18 protein-coding genes are annotated in these 22,026 nt (G+C 66.9%); 5 read left to right on the top strand and 13 right to left on the bottom strand.

Annotation, left to right across the window (positions count from 1 at the left end; all coding sequences use genetic code 11):
* Window positions 1–43 precede the first annotated feature (43 nt).
* The 6 genes from ACOABP_RS15365 to ACOABP_RS15340 all read right to left on the bottom strand — a co-directional run bounded on the left by ACOABP_RS15365 (window position 44) and on the right by ACOABP_RS15340 (window position 7,553).
* Complete coding sequence (locus ACOABP_RS15365; protein ID WP_474225950.1) at window positions 44–382, bottom strand: ArsR family transcriptional regulator; 339 nt, start codon at window positions 380–382, stop codon at window positions 44–46.
* Entirely contained in the window at window positions 379–1,809 is a 1,431-nt protein-coding gene (locus ACOABP_RS15360) for an aminotransferase-like domain-containing protein (RefSeq protein WP_474225949.1), read from the bottom strand. Before ACOABP_RS15360 ends, ACOABP_RS15365 begins: the two co-directional genes overlap by 4 nt.
* 52 nt (window positions 1,810–1,861) lie before the next feature.
* Window positions 1,862–2,692 carry a formate dehydrogenase accessory sulfurtransferase FdhD gene (gene fdhD, locus ACOABP_RS15355; RefSeq protein WP_474225948.1) on the bottom strand — a complete coding sequence of 277 codons (831 nt, stop codon included), beginning with the start codon at window positions 2,690–2,692 and terminating at the stop codon, window positions 1,862–1,864.
* 28 nt (window positions 2,693–2,720) lie between these two features.
* Window positions 2,721–5,027 carry an FdhF/YdeP family oxidoreductase gene (locus tag ACOABP_RS15350; RefSeq protein WP_474225947.1) on the bottom strand — a complete coding sequence of 769 codons (2,307 nt, stop codon included), beginning with the start codon at window positions 5,025–5,027 and terminating at the stop codon, window positions 2,721–2,723.
* A gap of 296 nt (window positions 5,028–5,323) precedes the next feature.
* Entirely contained in the window at window positions 5,324–6,247 is a 924-nt protein-coding gene (locus tag ACOABP_RS15345) for an amino acid ABC transporter substrate-binding protein (protein ID WP_474225945.1), read from the bottom strand.
* A gap of 4 nt (window positions 6,248–6,251) precedes the next feature.
* The gene (locus ACOABP_RS15340; RefSeq protein ID WP_474225944.1) at window positions 6,252–7,553 is read right to left on the bottom strand and encodes a dicarboxylate/amino acid:cation symporter; all 1,302 of its coding nucleotides are present in this window, start codon (window positions 7,551–7,553) and stop codon (window positions 6,252–6,254) included.
* Between the two features lie 408 nt (window positions 7,554–7,961).
* Here ACOABP_RS15340 and ACOABP_RS15335 point away from each other — a divergent pair, with 408 nt between their 5' ends.
* Window positions 7,962–11,090, top strand: a complete 3,129-nt coding sequence (locus ACOABP_RS15335) for an efflux RND transporter permease subunit (protein ID WP_474225943.1) — start codon at window positions 7,962–7,964, stop codon at window positions 11,088–11,090.
* A 27-nt stretch (window positions 11,091–11,117) separates the two neighbouring features.
* On the opposite strand, the gene ACOABP_RS15330 is transcribed toward ACOABP_RS15335, so the two are convergent.
* Window positions 11,118–12,311: a mechanosensitive ion channel family protein gene (locus ACOABP_RS15330; RefSeq protein WP_474225942.1), complete on the bottom strand. Its 1,194-nt coding sequence runs from the start codon at window positions 12,309–12,311 to the stop codon at window positions 11,118–11,120.
* A gap of 173 nt (window positions 12,312–12,484) precedes the next feature.
* On the opposite strand from ACOABP_RS15330, the gene ACOABP_RS15325 reads away from it, so the two are divergent.
* On the top strand, window positions 12,485–13,225 hold the full coding sequence (locus ACOABP_RS15325) for an SDR family oxidoreductase (protein ID WP_474225941.1): 741 nt from the start codon (window positions 12,485–12,487) through the stop codon (window positions 13,223–13,225).
* 19 nt (window positions 13,226–13,244) lie between these two features.
* Here ACOABP_RS15325 and ACOABP_RS15320 read toward each other — a convergent pair whose 3' ends face one another.
* Complete coding sequence (locus tag ACOABP_RS15320) at window positions 13,245–14,162, bottom strand: LysR family transcriptional regulator (RefSeq protein WP_474225940.1); 918 nt, start codon at window positions 14,160–14,162, stop codon at window positions 13,245–13,247.
* Window positions 14,163–14,326: 164 nt separating this feature from the next.
* Here ACOABP_RS15320 and ACOABP_RS15315 point away from each other — a divergent pair, with 164 nt between their 5' ends.
* Together ACOABP_RS15315 and ACOABP_RS15310 are read left to right on the top strand one after the other, a co-directional pair.
* Window positions 14,327–15,613, top strand: a complete 1,287-nt coding sequence (locus ACOABP_RS15315) for an MFS transporter (protein ID WP_474225939.1) — start codon at window positions 14,327–14,329, stop codon at window positions 15,611–15,613.
* A gap of 66 nt (window positions 15,614–15,679) precedes the next feature.
* A complete protein-coding gene (locus ACOABP_RS15310) occupies window positions 15,680–16,429 on the top strand; it encodes a creatininase family protein (protein WP_474225938.1) in 750 nt (249 codons plus the stop codon).
* Between the two features lie 608 nt (window positions 16,430–17,037).
* On the opposite strand, the gene ACOABP_RS15305 is transcribed toward ACOABP_RS15310, so the two are convergent.
* The 4 genes from ACOABP_RS15305 to ACOABP_RS15290 form a co-directional block, all read right to left on the bottom strand.
* The gene (locus ACOABP_RS15305) at window positions 17,038–17,583 is read right to left on the bottom strand and encodes a cytochrome b (protein ID WP_474225937.1); all 546 of its coding nucleotides are present in this window, start codon (window positions 17,581–17,583) and stop codon (window positions 17,038–17,040) included.
* Between the two features lie 12 nt (window positions 17,584–17,595).
* Window positions 17,596–18,678, bottom strand: coding sequence for a catalase family peroxidase (locus ACOABP_RS15300; RefSeq protein WP_474225936.1), 1,083 nt, complete (start codon window positions 18,676–18,678; stop codon window positions 17,596–17,598).
* Between the two features lie 128 nt (window positions 18,679–18,806).
* Window positions 18,807–19,562, bottom strand: a complete 756-nt coding sequence (gene ydfG / locus ACOABP_RS15295) for a bifunctional NADP-dependent 3-hydroxy acid dehydrogenase/3-hydroxypropionate dehydrogenase YdfG (protein ID WP_066738636.1) — start codon at window positions 19,560–19,562, stop codon at window positions 18,807–18,809.
* Between the two features lie 85 nt (window positions 19,563–19,647).
* Entirely contained in the window at window positions 19,648–20,658 is a 1,011-nt protein-coding gene (locus tag ACOABP_RS15290) for a restriction endonuclease (protein ID WP_474225935.1), read from the bottom strand.
* Between the two features lie 308 nt (window positions 20,659–20,966).
* Here ACOABP_RS15290 and ACOABP_RS15285 point away from each other — a divergent pair, with 308 nt between their 5' ends.
* Entirely contained in the window at window positions 20,967–21,311 is a 345-nt protein-coding gene (locus ACOABP_RS15285; protein WP_474225934.1) for a CzcE family metal-binding protein, read from the top strand.
* Between the two features lie 71 nt (window positions 21,312–21,382).
* On the opposite strand, the gene ACOABP_RS15280 is transcribed toward ACOABP_RS15285, so the two are convergent.
* Window positions 21,383–22,024 carry a hypothetical protein gene (locus ACOABP_RS15280; protein WP_474225932.1) on the bottom strand — a complete coding sequence of 214 codons (642 nt, stop codon included), beginning with the start codon at window positions 22,022–22,024 and terminating at the stop codon, window positions 21,383–21,385.
* Window positions 22,025–22,026 lie beyond the last annotated feature (2 nt).

The following is a 22,026-nucleotide window of genomic DNA, read 5'->3' as shown; positions in this document are numbered from 1 at the left end:
CTGCCCCCTCTCCCATTCATGGGAGAGGGGGCAATCACCGTCTTCAATGCAGCACCGGCGTCTCGTCGCCCCCCTCGGGCTCGCCAAACAGCTGCCCGCACACCGCCTGACCCTCTTCGGTCAGCCGGGCCGAGCCGCGCCCGTCCTCTTCCATGACCGTCTCGACCAGGTCGGCGGCGCCCAGCTGGGTCAAAATGCGCCGCAGCACGCTCATCTGCACCGCGGCGCGCTTGCTCAGCCGGGCCAGGGTCAGGTCCTTGTCCGATTCGCCCTGGCCGTGGTCCCACAGCGTCTTCAGGATGGCGCCCACCACGGGGTCCAGGTCCTCGCCCTCGTCCTCGCCCTCGCCTTCCGGCATGTCGTCTGTCGCGTCGTTCGTCATGTCGTCTCCCTTTCTTGTAATGTCGCCACGAGCTTGCCCAGCGTGATCACGGCGGCTTCCATGTCTTCCGACCAGGCGCCGCTGTAGTTCAGGCGGATGCAGTTCGTGTAGGTCGGCACCGGCGAGAAGATATGTCCCGGCGCCACGGTGATGCGCCGCTCCAGCGCGGCGTGGTACAGCGCCATGGCATCCACCTGTTCGGGCAGTTCCACCCACAGCACGTAGCCGCCCGTCGGACGCGAGACGCGCGTGCCGGCCGGGAAGAAGCGCCGCACGGCGGCGGCCATGATATTGGCCTGCTGGGCGTAGGCCTTGCGCACGCGGCGCAGGTGGTAGTCGTAGCCGTCGCGGCGCAGGAACTCGGCAATCGCCAGTTGCGGAATCGTCGAAGTGGTCAGCGTGTTCAGGAACTTGAGCCGCTCCACCTTTTCCTTGTACCGCCCCGGCAGCGCCCAGCCGATGCGGTAGGCATTCGTCAGCGTCTTCGAGAACGACGAGCAGTGCAGCACGATGCCGGCCGTGTCATAGGATTTCAGCGAAGTTGGATGGACATCGCCGTAGTACAGCTCGCCGTAGACATCGTTCTCGATGACGGGGATATCGCGCTCGGTCAGCAACGCCACCAGCGCCTGCTTGCGCGCGTCGGACATCTGGAAACCCAGCGGATTCTGGAAGTTCGGCATGACCATGCAGGCGGCCACGGGCCGCTCGTCGATCAGCCGGGCCAGCGCCTGTACGTCGATGCCTTCGACGGGATCGGTAGCCACCTCCACGGCGCGCATGCCCAGCCGCTCGATGGCGTGCAGCATCGCGTAGTAGGTGGGCGACTCCACGGCAATCGTGTCGCCTGGCTTGGCCACGGCCTGCAGGCACAGGTTGATGGCCTCGGTGGCGCCAATCGTGACGATCACCTCGTTCGGGTCCACCGTATAGCCGTTTTCCAGGTAGCGGCGCGTGATCTGCCGGATCAGCTCGGGCGACCCGGGCGGCAGGTCGTCGAGCACACTCCAGGTGTCATAGCGCTTGCCGATGGTGTTGGCGTACTGGATGATGCGCTGCCACGGATACAGCTTGGGATCGGGGTATGGCGAACCGAGTGGCACGGCGTCGTCGGCGCGGATCGAGCGCAGCGTGGACAGCACCAGCGCGCTGACATCCACCGCCGACGGCCGCGCCGCCGGGCGCGTGGGCTGCAGGTCGATGGCCGGCTCGCCGGGCCGGGCGCGCACGAAATAGCCGGACTGGGGGCGGCTTTCCAGGATGCCGCGCGATTCCAGCAGCAGATAGGCGCGAATCACCGTGGTAATGCTCAACCGGTGGTGCTGGGCCGCCTGCCGCACCGACGGAATCTTTTCGCCGGGCAGCAGCACGCCCTGCTGCACCAGCGCCTCGATATCGGCCGCGAGCTTTTCGTACAGGGTTGCCAACGGGTCTTCGCCTTTTTCTGGATGGTCCGGGGGGCGCCGGACTACCCAGGCGTCAGCCTGCGGCCTCCAGCGAATCGGATGCTAATACGGATACAGGCGAAGTGTATTCGACGAAGCCATCCTGGCGGCAAAAGCTCAGCAGCCGCACGCCTGCCTGTTCCGCGATGCGGATGGCGAGCGAGGTCGGCGCCGAGATCGTCGCCAGCATCGGAATCTGCATGCGGGCGGCCTTGCGCACCAGCTCGTAGCTGGCGCGGCTGGACAGGAACACGAATCCGTCGCCGAAGCTCTCGCGGGCCCGCGCCAGGTGGCCGATCAGCTTGTCCAGCGCATTGTGCCGCCCCACGTCCTCGAACACGGCGCGCAGCTGGCCGTCCGGCCCGCACCATGCGGCGGCATGGACGCCGCCGGTGGCCGCCATCAGGTGCTGGCGGGCGCGCAAGGCGTCGGCCGCCAGCCGGATCATGGCCGCCGAGGGCGCAATGGTGCGCGCCGCCGCCAGCGGCTCGGGCACCAGGTCGAGCAAGGCCAGGCTCTCGATGCCACAGACGCCGCAGCCGGTACGGCCAGCCAGCGTGCGGCGGCGTTCCTTCATGGCCATGAACGCGCGCTGGCTGACGTTCAGGCGCACCTCGATGCCGTCGCAGCCCGGCTCGATCTCGACGTCGTAGATCTCGCGCACGCTGTCGACAATGCCTTCGGTCAGCGAAAAGCCGACCGCGAACGCCTCCAGGTCCAGCGGCGTCGCCATCATCACCGCGTGCGAGATATCGTTGTAGACCAGCGCAACCGGCACTTCCTCGGCCACGTTGTCGATCTCCAGCGCGACGGCGTCGCCCTGGTGGCGGCGAATCTCGCGCGTGATGTAACCGCGTTCGGCCATGTACTACCCCCTGCGGTGGACTTCAGCCTTACCCGGCGCGTTGCAGCAGCACCGGAATCGACTTCGACGTGGGCGTACCCGACCGGTCGCCGATGCTTTCCAGCGGCACCAGCGGGTTGGTCTCCGGATAATAGGCGCCCAGGCAGCCAGCCGGAATATCGTAATCGACGAGCAGGAAGTCTTGCACATGGCGCGTCACGTCGTCTTCCCAGACGCTGGTGATATTTACGCGTTCGCCCTCTGCAAACCCCAGCCGTTCGCGGTCGGCCCGGTTGATGAACACCACGCGGCGCAGGCCGAACACCCCGCGATAGCGGTCGTCCAGGCCATAGATCGTGGTGTTGTACTGGTCGTGCGAGCGCGTGGTCATCATCACCAGCAGGTCGTCGCCGTACTTGTCGCGGGCGCGCTTGATCGGCGTGTCGCGGTCGATCGGATGCACCAGAAATTCGGCCTTGCCCGATGCCGTGCGCCATACGCGGTTGCGCGAGGCCGGCGTCAGGTGGAAGCCGCCCGGTTGCGCCACGCGCTCGTTGTAGCGCTCGAAGCCCGGAATTACCTTCTCGATGGCATCGCGGATGCGCGCGTAGTCCTGCGCGAACCACAGCCAGTCCACCTTGTTCGATCCCAGCGTGGCGTCGGCCATCTTTGCCACGATCATCGTCTCGGACAGCAGGTGCGGCGACGCCGGCTTGTTCATGCCGTACGAGATATGCACCATGCAGACCGAATCTTCCACGGTCACGCCCTGCGCCACGCCGTTCTGCTCGTCCACCTCGGTACGGCCCAGCGTTGGCAGCAGCAGCGAATCCTTGCCAATCACCAGGTGGCTGCGGTTCAGCTTGGTGGCGATATTGACGGTCAGGTCGCACTGGCGCAGCGCTTCCCAGGTGCGCGGCGTGTCGGGCGTGGCGATCGAGAAATTGCCGCCCAGGCCTACGAACACCTTGACCTTGCCTTCCAGCATCGCATTGATGGCGGCCACCACGTCCTGGCCGTGGTGGCGCGGCGGCTCGAAGCCGAAGGTGGCGCCCAGGCGGTCCAGAAAGGCGTCGTCGGGCTGTTCCTCGATGCCCATCGTGCGGTCGCCCTGCACGTTCGAATGGCCGCGCACCGGCATCAGGCCCGCACCGGGCCGGCCGATATTGCCGCGCAGCATCATCACGTTGGACAGCAGCTGGATCGTGCGCACGCTCTGCTTGTGCTGCGTCAGGCCCATGCCCCAGCACATGATGGTGCGCTCGCTGTTGATGTAGACGTCGGCCAGCGCGTCGATATCCTCGCGCGTCACGCCCGATTCGGCCACGATGTCGGGCCAGCTCTCGGCACGCAGGTCGGCCGCGAATTCCTCGTAGCCGGCCGTGTGGTCGCTGACGAAAGCGATATCCACCACGCGCTTGCCGCCGGTGGCCACGGCCTGGTCATCCAGTTCGATGACGCGCTTGCCGATGCCCTTGAGCAGCGCAAAGTCGCCGCCCAGCGTGGGCCGCACGAACATCGACGCAATCTGGGTGCCGCTGCCGCCGAGCATTTCCGTCACGTGCTGCGGGCTGACAAAGCGCTCCAGGCCGCGCTCCTTGAGCGGGTTGATCGAGACGATTCTGGCGCCGCGCTTCGAGGCATCGCGCAGTTCGTTGAGCATGCGCGGATGGTTGGTAGCCGGATTCTGGCCCCAGACCATGATGGTGTCGGCCAGCTGGAAGTCGTCGAGCAGCACCGTGGCCTTGCCCACGCCCACCGTCACCGGCAGGCCGCGGCTGGTGGCCTCGTGGCACATGTTCGAGCAGTCCGGGAAGTTGTTGGTGCCATACATGCGCACGAACAGCTGGAACAGGAACGCCGCCTCGTTGCTGGCCCGGCCCGAGGTATAGAACGTGGCCGCGTCGGGGTTGTCCAGGCGGCGCAGGTGATCGGCGATCAGGCGGCACGCATCGTCCCATTCCACCGGCACGTACTTGTCGGTGGCGGCGTCGTACCGGACCGGATAGGTCAGGCGACCGTGCTGCTCCAGTTCGTAATCCGACTGCTGCATCAGCTCGGTGACCGTGTACTTCGCAAAGAACTCGTTGGTCACGCGCTTGCTGGTGGCTTCGGCCGCCACGGCCTTGACGCCGTTTTCGCAAAACTCGAACGTGGACGCGTGCTGGCGGTCGGGCCAGGCGCAGCCCGGGCAATCGAAACCGTCAGGCTGGTTCTGCCTGAACAGCGTCTTGTACTTGCCGCCGGCAACCCTTTCCTTGACCAGGTTGATGGCGACCTGCTTGAGCGCACCCCAGCCGGCGGCCGGGTGCGTATAGGGGGCGATATGCCCCTTTTCGGGCGTGGGAGTACTCATGGGGGCGACTTCCAGAACAAATGCCCGAGTGCCCGGCCCGGTTTTCCGTGTGATGTCCGGGCGCTCGCTGCGATGGTTGCAGACTAGGCCCGGAATGTGACCCGAGGGACGTACAGAACAGGTACAGCCGAAAGAGTACAGTTTGCACCATCGCAATGCACAAATCCTGAACTGTGCTTATCGGTTTTGCATGACTGCACCAGCTTGAGTCATATTTCTCATGATTTATGTCGCAAATTGCCGATTCCGGAGGTCTCGGGCCACCTGATCGTCGCGCTGGCTGCTGTCTGGGGCCGCTACTCCGGCTGCTGCGGCGTGGCGTCGATGATGTCCTCCAGCTGCGCGCTCATCGGAATGCCGAGCCGCTCGCCGGTGGGAAGCCGGTTCAGGAACCACTGCTTGTAGAGTCGCCCCAGTTCGCCGGACGTGATCAGGTCGCGTACGGCCTTGTCGACCACGGCCGCGAATTGCGGATCGCCCCGGCGCAGCATGATGCCGTACGGGTCGTAGGACAGGAATTCGCTGGTCACGATGAACTGCTTGCCCGCGTTGTAGTGCGCCAGGAAGCCGTACAGCAGCACGTCGTCGCCGGCGTAGGCATCGGCGCCGCCGTGGCGCAGCACCTCGAAGGCATCTGCATGATCGCGGGCGTGGATCAGCTTGATGCCCAGGTTGAACCGCGTGGACAGGTCCTCGATGGCGCTGGCGTTGGTGGTGCCAGCCGTCGCCACCACGGTCTTGCCCTTGAGGTCGCGGAAGGTCTTGACCGGCGAATTGCGCGGTACCATCAGCTTGGTCCCCGCCACGAAGATCACCGGCGAGAACGCCACCGTGCGCATGCGCTCGGCATTGCGCGTGGTCGACCCGCATTCCAGGTCGGCCTTGCCCGACGTAATGGCGTCGAAGCGGTTCTCGGACGTCACCGGCACCCATTGCACGGTCAGGTCGCGGCTGATTTCGGCGGCTGCGGCGTCGACGATGGCCTGGCAGATATCGATCGAATAGCCGATGGGCCGCTTTGCCTGGTTCAGGTACGAAAACGGCAGCGAAGACTCCCGGTAGCCGATGGTCAGCACGCCGGTGTCCTTGGCCTTCTTCAGCGTGCCGGACAGCGCCACGGCGTCCTGCGCATGGGCCAGCATCGGGGCACCGCCCGCCGACATCAGCAGCATCAGCGCGGCCAGGCCCCTTGCGGCCAGTTTCCAGACGGATGCGCGCATGGCATCAGGCCTCCGCGGTGCCGGGCGTGCGGGGCTCCTCGCCCGGTATGTCCTTCTCGGTCTCGGGCACCGGCCCGGAAGCGAGCTGCCCTTCCCACTTGGCTACCACGGCCGCGGCAATCGAATTGCCCACGGCGTTGGTGGCCGAGCGGCCCATGTCCAGGAACTGGTCCACACCCATGATCAGCAGCAGCCCCGCCTCGGGAATGCCGAACTGGTTCAGCGTTGCGGCGATCACCACCAGCGACGCGCGGGGCACGCCCGCCATGCCCTTCGAGGTCAGCATCAGCAACAGCAGCATCGTGATCTGCGTACCCATCGGCAGGTGGATGTCATAGGCCTGGGCGATAAACAGCACCGCGAACGTGCAGTACATCATCGAGCCATCCAGGTTGAACGAGTAACCCAGCGGCAGCACGAAACTGGAGATTTTGCGATTCACGCCGAAGCGGTCGAGCGAGTCGAGCAGCTTCGGATAGGCGGCCTCGGAACTGGCCGTGGAGAACGACAGCAGGAACGGTTCGCGAATCAGCCGGACCAGTTCGAAAACGCGCCGGCCCAGGAACACGAAGCCGGCGAGGGTCAGCAGGCTCCAGAGCACGAACAGCGCCAAGTAGAAACTGCCCATGAACTTGGCAAACGTGATCAGGATGCCCAGCCCCTGCGTGGTCACGGTCGACGCAATGGCCGCGAACACCGCGATCGGCGCCAGCCACATCACCGCGCCGGTGATCTTCAGCATGATCTGCGCCAGATCCTCGATCACCGCGGCCATGCGCGCGCCGCGCTCGCCCAGCGTGGCAATGGCCGTGCCGAAGAAGATCGAGAACACCACGATCTGCAGGATTTCGTTGTTGGCCATGGCCTCGGCCACCGATTTGGGCACCAGGTGCGCCACGAAGTCCTTGAGCGTGAACGCATTGGTTTTCAGGTTGGTGGCCGCGCCCACGTCGGGTAGCGGCAGGCCGATGTTCACGCCCGGATGCAGCAGCGTCGCCATGATCAGCCCCAGCGTCAGCGACACCAGCGACGCCGTGATGAACCAGGCCAGCGCCTTGACCCCGACGCGCCCCACCGTGCTGGCATCGCCCATGTGCGCGATACCGATCACCAGCGTGGAGAACACCAATGGCGCAATGATCATCTTGATCAGCCGCAGGAAGACGTCGGTGATGATCGAGATATACCCGGCGATATCCTTTGCCACCTTCGGATCGGGGAACGCCGTGTTGCACGCATAGCCGACCACGGCACCCAGGATCATCGCGATCAGGATCCAGGTCGTGATATTTGACTTCTTGCTCATGACGTCTCCTTGGGGGGCGGCCGTATGGAAGTCCTGCGCCGAGGTCTGCACCTGTAACGATAGGATGCGGGGGTGCCATGGGCAAACCCGGAAACGCGGATCTGCCCAGTGCCGGCGCATCGCATTTCCTTTGATTGCACCAACAAGGGGCGATGTTTATAATTCGCCACACTCGCCACCGGCCCGATGCGGCCGGAGCGTCATACCCAAAAGCGCGCGCTGCGCCACCCGACCGAGCCATCGGGCCGCGCTGACCGTGCCACCGGGCCTCACCGGCCCACCGACCGCCCGGCATCCCATCCGCCCGGCGGCGGCCGACTTTGCGATACCCACTCAACCCACGCCGGGCTTCGGCGCGCCGCCGCATGGCCGGGCGCGATTCACGGTGCTAGCAGTCGTTCGTCCTCTATGGCGCATTTTTTCCTTCGCCGCCCCGCGTTTGCGTGGGTGCTTGCCATCCTGACCATGGTCGCGGGCCTGGTCGCGCTGAACCGCATCCCGGTGGCGCAATACCCGGCGGTGGCCCCGCCGATGGTGATCCTTTACGCCGACTACCCCGGCGCCACCGCGCGCACCGTGGAAGACCGCGTGACGGCCGTGCTGGAGCAGCAGATGCACGGCATTCCCGGCCTGCTCTATATCGACTCGAACAGCGAGGCCGGCACCGCCACGGTGACCATCGGCTTCAAACAGGGCACCGATCCGCAACTGGCCCAGGTCAACGTGCGCAACCGGGTGGCCCAGGCCGAGCCGCTGCTGCCCGAGGTGGTACGCCGGGGTGGCGTCTACGTCGACCAGGCCAGCGCCAGCCCGTTCATGTACGTGTCGCTGATCTCGAAGACCGGCACGATGTCCGAGACCGCGCTGGCCGACTACGCGGCGGGCACGGTGCTGCCCATGCTGCGGCGCCTGCCCGGCATCGGCAAGGTGGAGCCGTACAGCGCCGAATACGCGCTGCGCGTCTGGTTCAACCCAGACCAGCTGCACGCCTACGGCCTGACCACGGCCGATGTGGAAGCCGCCATCCGCGCGCGCAACGGCAGCGTCACGCCGGGCCAGCTTGGCGGGGCGCCGGCCGCGCCGGGGCAATCGTTCCAGGCCATCGTGCGGCCGCCCGCGCCGCTGTCCAATGCGGAATCGTTCGAGCGCATCGTGCTGCGCCCAGGCAAGGACGGCTCGGCGGTACTGCTGCGTGACGTTGCACGTGTGGAAATGGCCGCCGCCGACTTCCGGTACAGCTCGTCGCTCAATGGCCGCGAAGCCGCATCGATGGGCCTGAAACTGGCCGATGGCGCCAACGTGCTTGCCACCTCCCGCGTCGTGCGCGCGGCGCTGGACGAGGCCGCCCGCGGCTTTCCGGCCGGCGTGACCTACGACATCTCGTACGACACCGCGCACTTCGTGCAGAACTCGATCACGCGCGTGCTCGTGACGCTGGGCGAGGCCACGGTGCTGGTGTTCCTGATCCTGTGGCTGTTCCTGGGCAACCTGCGCGCCACGCTGATCCCGTGCATCGTGGTGCCGGTATCGCTGCTGGGCACGGTGGCCTGCCTGCAGGCGTTCGGGTTGTCGCTGAACGTGATCACGCTGTTTGGCGTGGTGCTGGCGATCGGCATCCTGGTGGACGATGCCATCGTCGTGGTGGAGAACGTCGAGCGCATCATGCGCGAGGACGGCGTCGACGCGTTCACGGCCGCATCGCGGTCGATGCGCGAGGTGTCGGGCGCGCTGCTGGCCGTTACCCTGGTGCTGTGCGCGGTGTTCGTGCCGATGACGTTCATGGACAGCGCGGTGGGCGTGATCTACCGCCACTTCGCCATGACGCTGGCGATCTCGATCGCGTTCTCGCTGTTCTTTGCGCTGACGCTGGCGCCGGCCATGTGCGCCACGCTGCTGCGCCACGGCGCCGCCCCGGCACGTGGCCCGCTGGCGTGGTTCGAAGCCCGCTTTGCCGCCTTCACCGCGCGCTATGCCGGCTGGATCCACCGGCTGCAGCAACGGCGCCTGCGCTGGCTGGCCGTCTACCTGGCAATGACGGCCGCCTGCGCGCTGACGCTCTGGCAACTGCCGGGCGGCTTCCTGCCCGAAGAGGACACCGGCGAACTGGTGATCGACGTGGAACTGCCGCCGGGCAGCACCCAGGCCCAGACGCGCGAGACCATCGCCCGGCTGGAGCAGTGGATGACTGCCGAGAAATTCCCGATCAAGACCACGTTCTCGCTGCTGGGCTGGAACAACGGCGGCTCGGGCGAGCAGCGCGCCAGCGTGTTCCTGTCGCTCGACGACTGGCAGCAGCGTGGCCGCGCCAATGCGGCCGATGCGGTGCTGGCGCGGCTGGGCAAGGGCCTGGAAGCGTGGCCCGGCAAGGGGGAGGCCCAGCTCTACCCGTACAACGGCACCGCCCTGCCCGAACTCGGCAGCACCGGCGGCCTGGACATGCGCCTGGTGACGCGCCGCGAAGGCGGCCGGCAAGACCTGTACGCCGCCCGCGACAAGCTGATCGCGCGCGCCAAGGCCGATCCGCTGTTTGCCGAGGTGCGCGCCACGGCCGGCCAGCCCACGCCGGCACTGGACCTGGCGATCGACTATCGCAAGGCCGAGAGCTTCGGTGTGGACGCCGAGGCCATCCATCATGCGCTGTCGGCCACCATCGGCTCGCGCTATATCGACGAGCTGGCCCGCGAAGGCCGCGTGCGCCGCGTGATCCTGCAGGCCGATGCACCGTTCCGCATGCAGGCCGCCCACCTGGCGCGCGTGCACGTGCGCAACGCCAGCGGCCAGATGGTGTCGCTGGGCGCGTTCGCCTCGCTGGAATGGGGCAACAGCGAATCGACACTGGAGCGCTACAACGGCCTGACCTCGGTGCGCATCAATGCCGATACGGCACCCGGCGTCAGCACTGGCGCGGCGATGGCGAGGCTCGACGCCATGGTCCGGGAACTGGGCCCCGACTACGAGGTGCGCTGGAATGGCCGCGCGTTCGAACAGCAGCAAAGCGGCACGCAGGCCCCGTGGCTGTTTGCGCTGTCGCTGCTGTTCATCTTCCTGTGCCTGGTCGCGCTCTATGAAAGCTGGACGCTGCCGCTGGCCGTGCTCGCCATCGTGCCTGCCGGGCTGATGGGCGCGGCAGCGGCGGTATGGCTGCGCGGGCTGCCCAACGACGTCTACTTCAAGGTGGGCGTGGTCGTCATCATGGGGCTGGCCGCCAAGAACGCGATCCTGGTGGTCGAATACGCCGAGCAACTGCGGCGCGGCGGCATGGAACGCGTGCAGGCCGCCACGCAGGCGGCGCGCCAGCGGCTGCGGCCCGTGGTGATGACGTCGCTGGCGTTCATCCTGGGCGTGGTGCCGCTGGCGATCAGTACCGGGCCCGGCGCCGGCGCGCAGCGCGCGGTGGGCACCGGCGTGCTGGGCGGCATGCTGGGCGCCACGCTGCTGGGTACGCTGGTGATTCCGCTGCTGTATGCGTGGATTGCGCGCTGGTCGGCGGCAAGAAAAGCCTTGCCCGACCCGGCAACCGGCGCCGCCGACGCCTGAGGCCCCTGGCAGCGCCCTGCGGGCTGGCTAGCGCTTCTGCCAGACCCGCAGGCCAAACACCGGCAGCACGCCGTACACGTGATCGAACAGGTCCGACTGGATCTGCTCGTAGGTCTCCCAGCGCGTGTCGCTGAGGTACAGGAAGACTTCCAGCGGCAGGCCCTGGCTTTCCGATTGCACGTGGCGCACCACCAGCGGCAAGTCCTGCCGCACGGCCGGATGCTGGCGGAAATAGCCCAGCATGTAGCGGCGCAGCATGCCCAGGTTGGTCAGCGGCTGACCGTCGGCTTGCGGCGCCACGGGCAGCTTCAGCGCGCGGCAGGCATTCAGCCCGCCCAGCAGCGCGTCGTCGCAGAAACGCACGCTGTCCGCATCCACGGGGATGCTGTGCTTCACGCGCCGGCCGCCAGATTCCACCATGCCGCGCCAGTTCCGGACGCCATTGGTCAGCAGCACGTAGCTGGGCAGCGTCACGATCGTGTTGTCGAAATTGCGCACCTTGATGGTGTTGAGCGCGATATCCGTGACCACGCCGTCCGCCACATAGCCAGGCACCTCGATCCAGTCGCCGATGCGCAGCATGTCGTAGGCCGCCAGCTGGATGCTCGCCACGAAGCCCAGCAGCGAGTCGCGGAACACGATGATCAGCAGCGCCGTCATGGCACTGACGCCGGTCAGGAAGTACGTGGGAGGCCGGCCCAGCAACAGCGAGACGATGGCAATGAACGCCAGCAGGTACAGCACGAGCGTAGCCACCTGGAGAAAGCTCTTGATCGGGCGTTCGCTGGCGTGAGGCAGATGGCTGTAGCGGTCCTCGATGCTGCCCAGGAACGCAAAGCCCGCGCGCAGCCCGGTGTAGACCATGAAGCAGGCGGCGGCCACCCCCAGCGGTGCGCCCAGCATCGCGATCACCGGAAACGTCAGGCTGCTGATCAGCGGCGCGGCCAGGTAGATAATCAGCGCCGGCACGATTGGCGCCAGCCGGTGGAAGACCTTGCGCCGTTCCGCCGCGCGCAGCCATTTGCGGTGCTCGCCGCGCACCAGCCGGCCTACCGCCCACAGCATCAGCGTGCGGGTCAGGTAGTAGCAGGCCACACTCGCCAGCACGATGGCCGCCAGCAGCAGCGCCACCAGGACGATTGCCACGGGCAGGCTGTCGGTATGGACGAAGAACTGGTGTCCGTCTGGTCCCGTCTCGATGCGAATCAGGTTGCCGAACATGCATCCTCCCCGCCGGGCCGCCCCGTGCGCCATCCAGCCAGTGTAGTCGCTGGCCGCGCAGCGGGTGCGGCGAACTACATACGAATACAAAATCCCCCCTGCCCGCACACAAACCGGATACGCGGCCGTCGCAATATCGTCCCGAGATCAAACCAGTCAGGACGAGGAACGACATGGACCTTTCAACGACAAAGGCGGCCAGGGCCGCCCTGGTATTCGGCGGCTCGCGCGGCATTGGCGCGGCCATTGCCACGCGGCTGGCGCAGGACGGCTTTCACGTCGCGCTGACCTACGCCACGCGGCCCGACAAGGCCGCCGACGTGGTAGCGCGGATCGAGGCGGCCGGCGGCCAGGCGCTGGCCATTGCCGCGGACAGTGCCGACCCGGCCGCCATCCGCGCTGCCGTGCGGCAGGCGGTAGCGCGCTTCGGCCCGCTCGATGCCGCGGTGGTCAATGCCGGCGTGCTGCGGCTGGGCACCATCGACACCGTGGCCGATGCCGATCTCGGGCTGATGCTCGATGTCAATATCCGCGGCGTGTTCGTCGCCATCCAGGCTGCCGCGGCGCAGCTGCGCGAGGGCGGGCGGCTGATCACCATCGGCAGCAACACGGCCATCCGTACCGGCGCGCCAGGTGGCGCGGTCTACGCCATGACCAAGGCGGCCGTGGCGGCGCTGGTCAAGAACGTGGCACTGGAGCTGGCGCCGCGCGGCATCACGATCAACAACATCCAGCCTGGCCCGACCGTGACCGACATGACGGCCGACATGGTCGAGCACCTGATCCCGAAGATTCCGCTGGGCCGTGTGGGCCGGCCCGAGGAGATCGCCGGGCTGGCAAGCTGGCTCGCCAGTCCGGCGTCGGCCTACATGACCGGCGCCAGCCTGACCATCGACGGCGGCTACGTGCTCTGAGGCCCCGGTGCGTCTCCCCTCAGCCCCCGTCGGCAAAGATACCCATGCGATGCTGGATAAAGGCCAGCACCTCCAGCGCCGCCGCCGGCAGCGGACGCCCGGCCTTGACCAGCAGCCGCGCCTGCGTGCCCCGGAACAGCGGATGGTCGATCGGTACCGTGGCCAGGCTTCCGGCGGCCACCTCGCGGTAGGCGGCGAACTGGCCGATCAGCGTCACGAAGTCGTCGTAGGCCACGAACTGCTTGAGCGCCGACAGCGAATTGGTGACCAGCGTGGGTCGGATGCGGATGTTCTCGGCGAATTCCAGCATCTTGGCCGCATGCCCGATGCCATAGGACTCTGGCATCAGCGCCAGTGGGTAGGCCATCACGTCATGGATGGTGGCCGCGCCCCCGCGCAGCGCCAGCGGATGATCGTGGCGCGTCAGCAGCACGATGGGCTGCGCCGAACTGGCGCGGTACTCGATGCGCGGGTGCAGCGGCGGGTTGTAGGCCAGGCCGATATGGGCGCGGCTTTCGGCCACCTCGTTGAGCACGTCGTCCACGGGCAGGATCTCCATGCGGATATCGACCATCGGGTACTGCGCGCAGAACGGCGCCACCACCTCGTTGACCAGCGCATCGACATAGCCCTCGCTCAGCACGATCTGCACCAGGCCCTGCTGCAGCCCCATCAGCGCGTGCAACTGGTCTTCGAGCTTTTCCTGGTGCGAACGGTAGCCGCGCCAGAACTCCAGCAGGTGGGCCGCCGCCTCGGTGGGCCGCACGCCGCGCGCCTGCCGCTCGAACAGCGTGGTGCCCAATTCCTCTTCCAGCAGCCGGATCTGGCGCGTGATGACCGACGGCGACGTATTGAGGCTTTCGGCCGCGCCACGGATCGTGCCGTGCGCCAGCACTTCCCGGAAATAACGCAGCCGCTGCTGATTGATTTCGCGCATCGCTTGCCTTTTTGTTATCCAAAAGCCGCTTTTTGTGCGCAAAGCGCCGCTGCGTTGCTTTCAGAAGAACGAAGTGTGAACTTTGTTGCTGTTGGTATCAGTCTACGCGGCTGCCACTATCGAAGGCAATCCCACAACCATCACAACGCTCTGGAGACTGGCAAATGTTAGTGATGTCGAACCCCGCCGCCGTAGACGGCACTGCCGCGCTGTACCAGAAGATCAACCTGCGGCTGCTGCCGTTTCTGCTGGTCTGCTACCTGTTTGCGTACCTGGACCGCGTCAACGTTGGCTTTGCCAAGCTCCAGATGCAGGGCGACCTGGGCTTTTCCGATGCGGCCTACGGCGTGGGCGCCGGCATCTTCTTCATCGGCTACGTGCTGTTCGAAATCCCGAGCAACCTGATGCTGCCGCGTATTGGCGCGCGCAAGACATTCAGCCGCATCCTGGTGCTCTGGGGCATCACGTCGGCCTGCATGCTGTTCGTGCGCGACGTACCCACGTTCTACGCCATGCGCTTCCTGCTGGGCGTTTTCGAGGCCGGCTTTGCGCCGGGCATGATCTATTACCTGTCGTGCTGGTACGGCCCGCAGCGCATGGCGCGGGCCATCGCCATCGTGTTCCTGGCTGGCCCGATCGGCGGCATCGTCGGCGGCCCGCTGTCGGCCTGGCTGATGACCACGCTGGCGGGTCATGCCGGGCTGGCCGGCTGGCAATGGATGTTCCTGATCGAGGGCCTGCCCTGCCTGGTGCTGGGCGTGCTGGCCTGGAAGCTCGTGCCCGACCGTCCCGCCGATGCGAACTGGCTCAGCGCCGACGAAAAGCGCCTGCTCGAACAGGAACTGGCCGTGCCGGCCGCGCACAAGCACTCGTTCGGCGCCGTGGCGCGCGACCCCAAAGTCTACGTGCTGGCGTTCGCCTACTTCTGCGTGATCGCCGCCATCTACGCGCTGAGCTTCTGGCTGCCGACGCTGATCAAGGCCCAGGGTGTCAACGACACCGTGCAGCTGGGCTGGTACACGGCCCTGCCCTACCTGGGCGGCGCCATCGGCATGATCTACATGGGCCGCCGCTCGGACCGCAAGCGCGAACGCCGCTACCACGCCGCGGTGCCGGCACTGGCGGGCGCCGCGCTGCTGGCCGGCTCGACCCTGGCCGACGGCCACCTGGCGGGCACCATCGCGCTGCTGACGCTGGGCACCACCACCCTGTGGATGACCTACACGGTGTTCTGGGCCATGCCGTCCGAATACATCAAGGGGCCGGCGGCCGCCGGCGGCATCGCGCTGATCAACACCATCGGCCTGTCCGGCGGCTTCTGGGGCCCCGCCATCATCGGCTGGGCCAAGGCGGCCAGCGGCAGCCTGCATCCGGGCGTGCTGATCATCGCCGCCATGCCGCTGACGGCGGCGCTGATCATCCTTGCCGTGCGACTGCCGTCGCGGCACTGAACCACTGAACCGCATCCATCCCGTAGCTCTCCCCGCAACACCCCCACGTAAAACAAGGAGTCAATCATGCTGCTGTACCTGTCCACCTGGTCTGAAATCGAGCAGTACCTGAAGCGCAGCCAGACCATCGTCATCCCGATCGGCTCCAACGAGCAGCATGGCCCCACCGGCCTGCTGGGCACCGACTGGATGTGTCCGGAGATCATCTGCCGCGCGGCAGAGCAGCAGGCCGATATCCTGGTGGCGCCCACCTTCAATATCGGCATGGCCCAGCACCACCTGGGCTTTGCCGGCACCATCTCGCTGCGCCCGACCACGTTTATCGCGGCCATCGTGGACTGGACGCGTTCGCTGGCCCGCCACGGTTTCGAGAAAATCCTGTTCCTGAACGGCCACGGCGGCAATATCGCGTCGGTCGAGGCGGCGTTTTCCGAGATCTATGCCGAATCGAGCTTCGCCGGGCGCCGCGCCGGCTTTGCGATGAAGCTCACCAACTGGTGGGACCTGGAAGGCGTGAACGAGCTGGCGAAGGAGATGTTCCCCACTGGCCATGGCGCGCATGCCACGCCGTCGGAGATTGCCGTCACGCAATATGCGTACGAGCATGCGATCAAGCATGCCGACTACGCGCCGCGCATCGCGCCATCGGGCCCCATCCGCGAGGCGCTGGACTTCAGAGCACGCTTCCCCGATGGCCGCATGGGATCGGACCCGAACCAGGCCACGCCGGAAAAGGGCCGCGCGCTGGTCGAGCTGGCGGCCCGCAGCCTGGTCAAGGAACTGGCGGCGTTCGGGGACGAGGCCGTCCCGGGCTGATCGATCCCCGGCGGTTTGCGCCCCTCTCCCGCGTGCGGGAGAAGGCGCGGCGTCTCAAATCGAGACCTGTCGCGGATTGCACCGCTCGCCCTCTCCCCCACCCCTCTCCCACTACATGGGAGAGGGGAGCGCATAGCAAAGCGCACCGGCAAATCCGGCCAACGTTTTGCTCCCCTCGCTCGCGCTGCGGACCGGCAAACCCAGCCAACGTTTTGCTCCCCTCTCCCGCGCAACGGGAGAGGGGCCGGGGGAGAGGGCACGGCGCCTCAAGCCGAGACCTGTCGCGGATTGCACCGCTCGCCCTCTCCCCACCCCTCTCCCACTACATGGGAGAGGGGAGCGCATAGCAAAGCGCACCGGCAAATCCGGCCAACGTTTTGCTCTCCTCTCCCGCGCTGCGGACCGGCAAACCCAGCCAACGTTTTGCTCCCCTCTCCCGCGCAACGGGAGAGGGGCCGGGGGAGAGGGCACGGCGGTTCAAGCCGAGACCTGTCGCGGATCGAACCGCTCGCCCTCTCCCACTACATGGGGAGCGCACAAAGCGCCCGGCCAACGTTTTGCAGCGCTCTCCCACCCGTCGGAGAGGGCACGCATGGCAAGCGGCGCTCTTACTGCCGTGAACGCCCCGGCGCCATTGCCTGGAACACCCCGTCGCGCAGCACCAGCGCATGCAGCAGCGCGGCGGCCAGGTGCAGCAGCACCGCCGCGAACAGCGTCAGCCCCAGCCACGTGTGCAACGTCCGCAGCAACGCGAACAGGCTCACGTTGGCGGGCAGGAGCGGCGGCAGATGTACGCCACCTGCCATCGTCACCGGATAGCCACCGGCCGACAGCATGCCCCAGCCGATCAGCGGCATCGCCAGCATCAGCGCGTACAGCACGTAATGCGAGGCCTTGGCGATGGCGCGCTGCGCGGGCGGCATGCTGTCCGGCAGCGGTGGCGCGCCGCGCCGCAGGCGCACGGCCAGGCGGACGATCACCAGCAGCAGCAAGGCGATGCCCAGCGGCCGGTGCAGCGCCACCAGCGTGTCATGCGCACGCGAAACGGTAAAGACCATCCCGACCCCGACAAACAGCATCGACAGGATCAGCACGGCCATCAGCCAGTGCAGCAGCTTCTGAAAGCCGCTGAATTGTGTATGCGTAGCCTTCATGCCTGGTTCCTTTTATCGGGATGCCTGCTGTCCGTGCGCGTCGAGGGCTTCCTCGCGCGTGCGTCGCTGGTACGACAGCGCATAGGCCGCCGAACGGGCAGCCAGCAGCGGGTCGTTCGACGTGGCGATGCCCGATGGCAGCACGGTCGGATCAAAGTTGACATCGCGGCAGACGCCGCCATCGGCCTGCGAACTCGCGCGCTCGATCACGAGCGTGCCGGCGTCCACCTGCTGGCGGTCAGCGGGCCAGGCCTGCGTGGCATCGTCGGTGGCGTCGCCGGGCGCACCCAGCGTCAGCATCAGGCGCCAGCGCAGCGGGCCGGCGGCCAGCTTCTGCGTCAGGTCGGCGGCCAGGAACGAGGCCTCGCCCTTCTCGGCGTCGGTGACCGGGGCATAGGGCAGTTCGGGCTGCACGGACCAGCGCACGGCCTGCCGCTTGCCGCCCGCGTCGACCAGATAGAACGCGTTGACGCTGTAATAGGCGCTGTTGGCGAAGCTCGACGACGGGGGATGGCTCTTGACCCAGCCCTGGAACGCCCCGAGCGTGGGATTGGCCTCGGCGAACGCCTTGAGCCTGGCGGGATCGGGCTTGTGCGTGGCGGGGTCGGGCTGGCTGGCCTGCAACAGCCCATAGAACTGCTCCGGCGTATGCACCGGGAACAGCGGCACCGAATTCATGCCGGTACGCCACTGCTGGCCGTCCGCCTGCTTGAACATCAGGGCAAAACTGCGAATCGGCACGCTGCCATCCGGCGCCTGCGGATTGCCGCCTGGAATAGCCAGGCGCCCGATCACCGGCGTGCGGCCCGTGGCGAACACGCCGGCCTTCGACAGTTGCGCGGCCCCTCCGGTACTTTCGAAATAGCCTTCGACGCAGACGCCCTTGGCGTGATTGCGCCGGTATCCTTCGTGCAACCCGTCGTTGCGCTGGAACTGGTTGACGATGGTCTGGGTGGACAGCCGGTGCGGCGCGATCCACCCGCCCGTATAGGCAAAGCCGCCGGCCAGCACGAGCACGACGGCGCCGATGGCGCCCAGGCGGCACGGCACGCAGATGCGCGTGCCCGATTGTGATGTGGGGGTGTTGTCGGTCAATGCGTACTCCCGATGAGTGAGGACTCATCCGGTATACGCACAACTCCGGGGGCTATTCCATCCCACCCGAAAAATTCGCCCGGTATCCGCGCGAACACCGCACGAACATCGGGCGAATCCGAAACCGCTTACGGTTTCTCGCGGGTAATCGACAGCGCGCTGAACGACTGTGTCACCGGCATCACTTCCAGGTAGTTGATATTGACGCGCGCGGGCAGCGTGGCGGCCCAGAACACGGTCTCGGCGATATCGTCGGGCGTCAGTGCATCGGCGCCTTCGTAGACCTTGTCCACACGCGACTGGTCGCCGCTGAAGCGGACATTGGAGAATTCCGTGCCGCCCACCAGCCCCGGCGCCACATCGGTCACACGCACGCGGGTGCCGGTCAGGTCGGCACGCAGGTTAAGCGAGAACTGGTGCACGAACGCCTTGGTGGCACCGTAGACGTTGCCACCCGGGTAGGAATAGGCACCGGCCACCGATCCGATATTGACCACGTGGCCGCGATTGCGCGCGACCATGCCCGGCAGCACCGCACGCGTCATCGTCACCAGGCCCGTGACGTTGGTATCGATCATCGTTTCCCACTGGTCCAGGTCGGCGCGGTGCGCCGGCTCCAGGCCCAGTGCCAGGCCAGCGTTGTTCACCAGCAGATCGATCTCGGCATAGTCGGCCGGCAAGTTGGCGACGGCGGCGAACACGGCGTCGCGGTCGCGCACGTCCAGCACCAGCGGCAGCACATTGTCGCTGCCCAGTTCATCGACCAGGGCCTGCAGCCGGTCTTCACGGCGGCCGGCGGCGACGACGCGGTGGCCGGCATTGACGAAGCGACGGGCGATGGCGGCGCCGAATCCGGCAGTGGCACCGGTGACGAAAACGATCATGTTGGCTCTCCAGCTTGAAACAGGTTTGGCCCCGGATACTACACCGTTGCCCGCAAAGCCGTGTGTCACTGGATGCAGATCGATATTACGCGGCGCGCGGCAGGATCACCCGGCAGCGCGGGAAGTTCGTGCAGCCCCAGAATGGGCCCGCCTTGCCCTGGCGCGCCACCAGCTTGACGCCACAGGCCGCGCAGCTGGGCGTGCGGAAATCGCCGGCAAAGGCCGACTGCATCAGCATGGCCTGCGTCTCGGCCGGCAACGCACGGATGCGGGCCACGATGGCCTCGCCATCGAGCAGCTGGATGCCGGCGCGCTCGGCCGATTCCCGTACGGGCTGGCCCACGTAGCCCGACAGCGACCAGAACACGCCGCGCCGCACCTGGCGCTCCAGCATCACGCCGCCCAGCGCCCGCACCTGCTCCACCTTGACGGGCCGGTTCCACGCCTTGCATTGCACGACCGCCAGCGGCGCGCGCTGGCCGCGCTTGTACAGCGTGGCATCTACGCCGCCGTCCGGGCCATTGGGCACGGTCTTCACCTTGAAGCCCATGGCCTCGTAGTAGGTCACGCACAACAGCTCGAAGCGCTTCCATTCCAGTTGCTTGAGCGCGTCGAGCGACCATTCGCGGATCGGTGCCGGTGCCGCCTGGGGCATTGCCGGCGGAAGCGGCGCTGCGGCATCCGCTACGGCAATCCTGGTGCTGGCCTGGGGCACGGTCCTGATCGTGTCGGCATACGGAGGCGGCCCGGGCGGCGACGCCACGGGCCGGCGCCCCGGTGCCAAGCGCTGGCGCTGCTGCGCTTCCTGCTGGCGGCGCTCCCCGGCGTGCCGGTGCGACATCCAGGCCACGATGGCGGCAAGTGCCGCCATCACGGACGCCAACAGGCGGAGAACCCCGGCCAGGCCTGACGCGGCCGGGGGCAGCGCATGCGAATGGACCAGAAAACCGATCACGCCCGGCATGACCACGTGGAGCGTGACATAGCAGGCGATGCCCAGCAGCACCGTCATCCACCATGGCGCCTCGAACAGCGTGCCGATGACCGAATGCCGGTCCCATTGCCGCTGCGGCTGCGTGCGCGGCTGTGCGCCCATCCCTCGAACCATTGACCCACCTCTTTTTTGTTCTTGAAGGTGTCCGAGGCGTCCGACCGGTCCCGTCCAGTCATATGTGTACGCCCGGAAAATGCCAAATGTATCGAAGATGTCTTGCGGCCGGGTTGTATCGTGCCCACACCCGCCTTTCGCGGGGTGCGGCAGCGCACCATCCGGCCGCCACCGCATTCGATGTCACATTCGTTTTGCGACTGTATTTCGTGAATTCAAGTCATTTTGGGAATTGCAAGCGGAGGCGTAGCCTTTCCGTACGGCTCGAACGGAGCCGATCACAACAACACACCATCATGACCTCGAAGACTCTCCTGATCCCTGCCCTGCTTCTCGCCCCCATGCTGGCCTGGAGCGCCCCCGCCCCTACCCCCGTCAGCCACGAAGCCGCCCTGTTCGGCAGCCCGGCGCCCGTGCAGACCGTCGGCCGCACCATCACGATCGAGCCGGACACGCGCTACGTCACCGTGGCATCGGGGGAATCGGTCGCCATCCGTGCCGGTGGCCAGACCGTCAACTGGACGTTCCTTGAAGCGCTGAACGGCGCCACGATGCCGCTGCGCGTGCTGATGCCCGGTACGCAACAGGCCAGCGGCGTCTACATCCACGTGGCCCCGAGCGAGGTGTACAGCGCGGGCTGAGCGGCCCGCGCGGACTGAAGGCTGGTCGATAACCTGGTCGATAACTGGTCGATAACCGGGCCGGACCAGCCCTAGAGCGGCTGCCAGCCGCCGCCGGTGGCCACCATCGCCTGCTTCAGCTCCAGCTTGCCACTGCCCCTGACCACCCGCGCCAGCACCGGAAACGCGCCCTGCACCGACGCATCGCTGGCCCACGCCGCCGGTTCCAGCGTGTAGGTATAGCGGACGGTGGTGGTCAGGCGGACAGGCGTTTCGTCGGTCTTTTGCGGCTTGTCCCAGCCCGTGACCTTCGCCAGCCGCACGCGACCATAGCAAAGGTCCGGCTGGCTGGCGCTGGCGCCATGCGCAGCCGTGTGCGGGCTGTCGTTGACGTACTGGCGCCCCTTGTCGGTCAGGTCATAGCGCAACGCCTTGACCTTCTCGTCCTCCCCGTTCTGATGATGCAGCGTCATCTCGGCGCTGACATGCGAGACCAGCCCCGCATGTTCGAGGGCCGGCATCTGGATGCCATCGCGCATCTGCGCGGCAACAGGCAGGTCGGGTACGTCCACCGGCCACTGGTGGCGGCCAATGCAGAGATCGCCATGCGCGGTCAGGTGCTTGTCCAGCGCGGCGCTGAAGTTGGCTTCGGTGGCGGCGTCTGGCGTGTTGCAGCCCGCCAGCAGCAGGCTCGTGGCCGCTGTCAGCGCGGCGGTCAGCAGAATCGGTTTCATCG

It is taken from the genome of Cupriavidus sp. HE11, assembly GCF_056097175.1.
The sequence above is the reverse complement of the archived record's forward strand: the minus strand, read 5'-3'. Positions and strand labels throughout refer to the sequence as shown.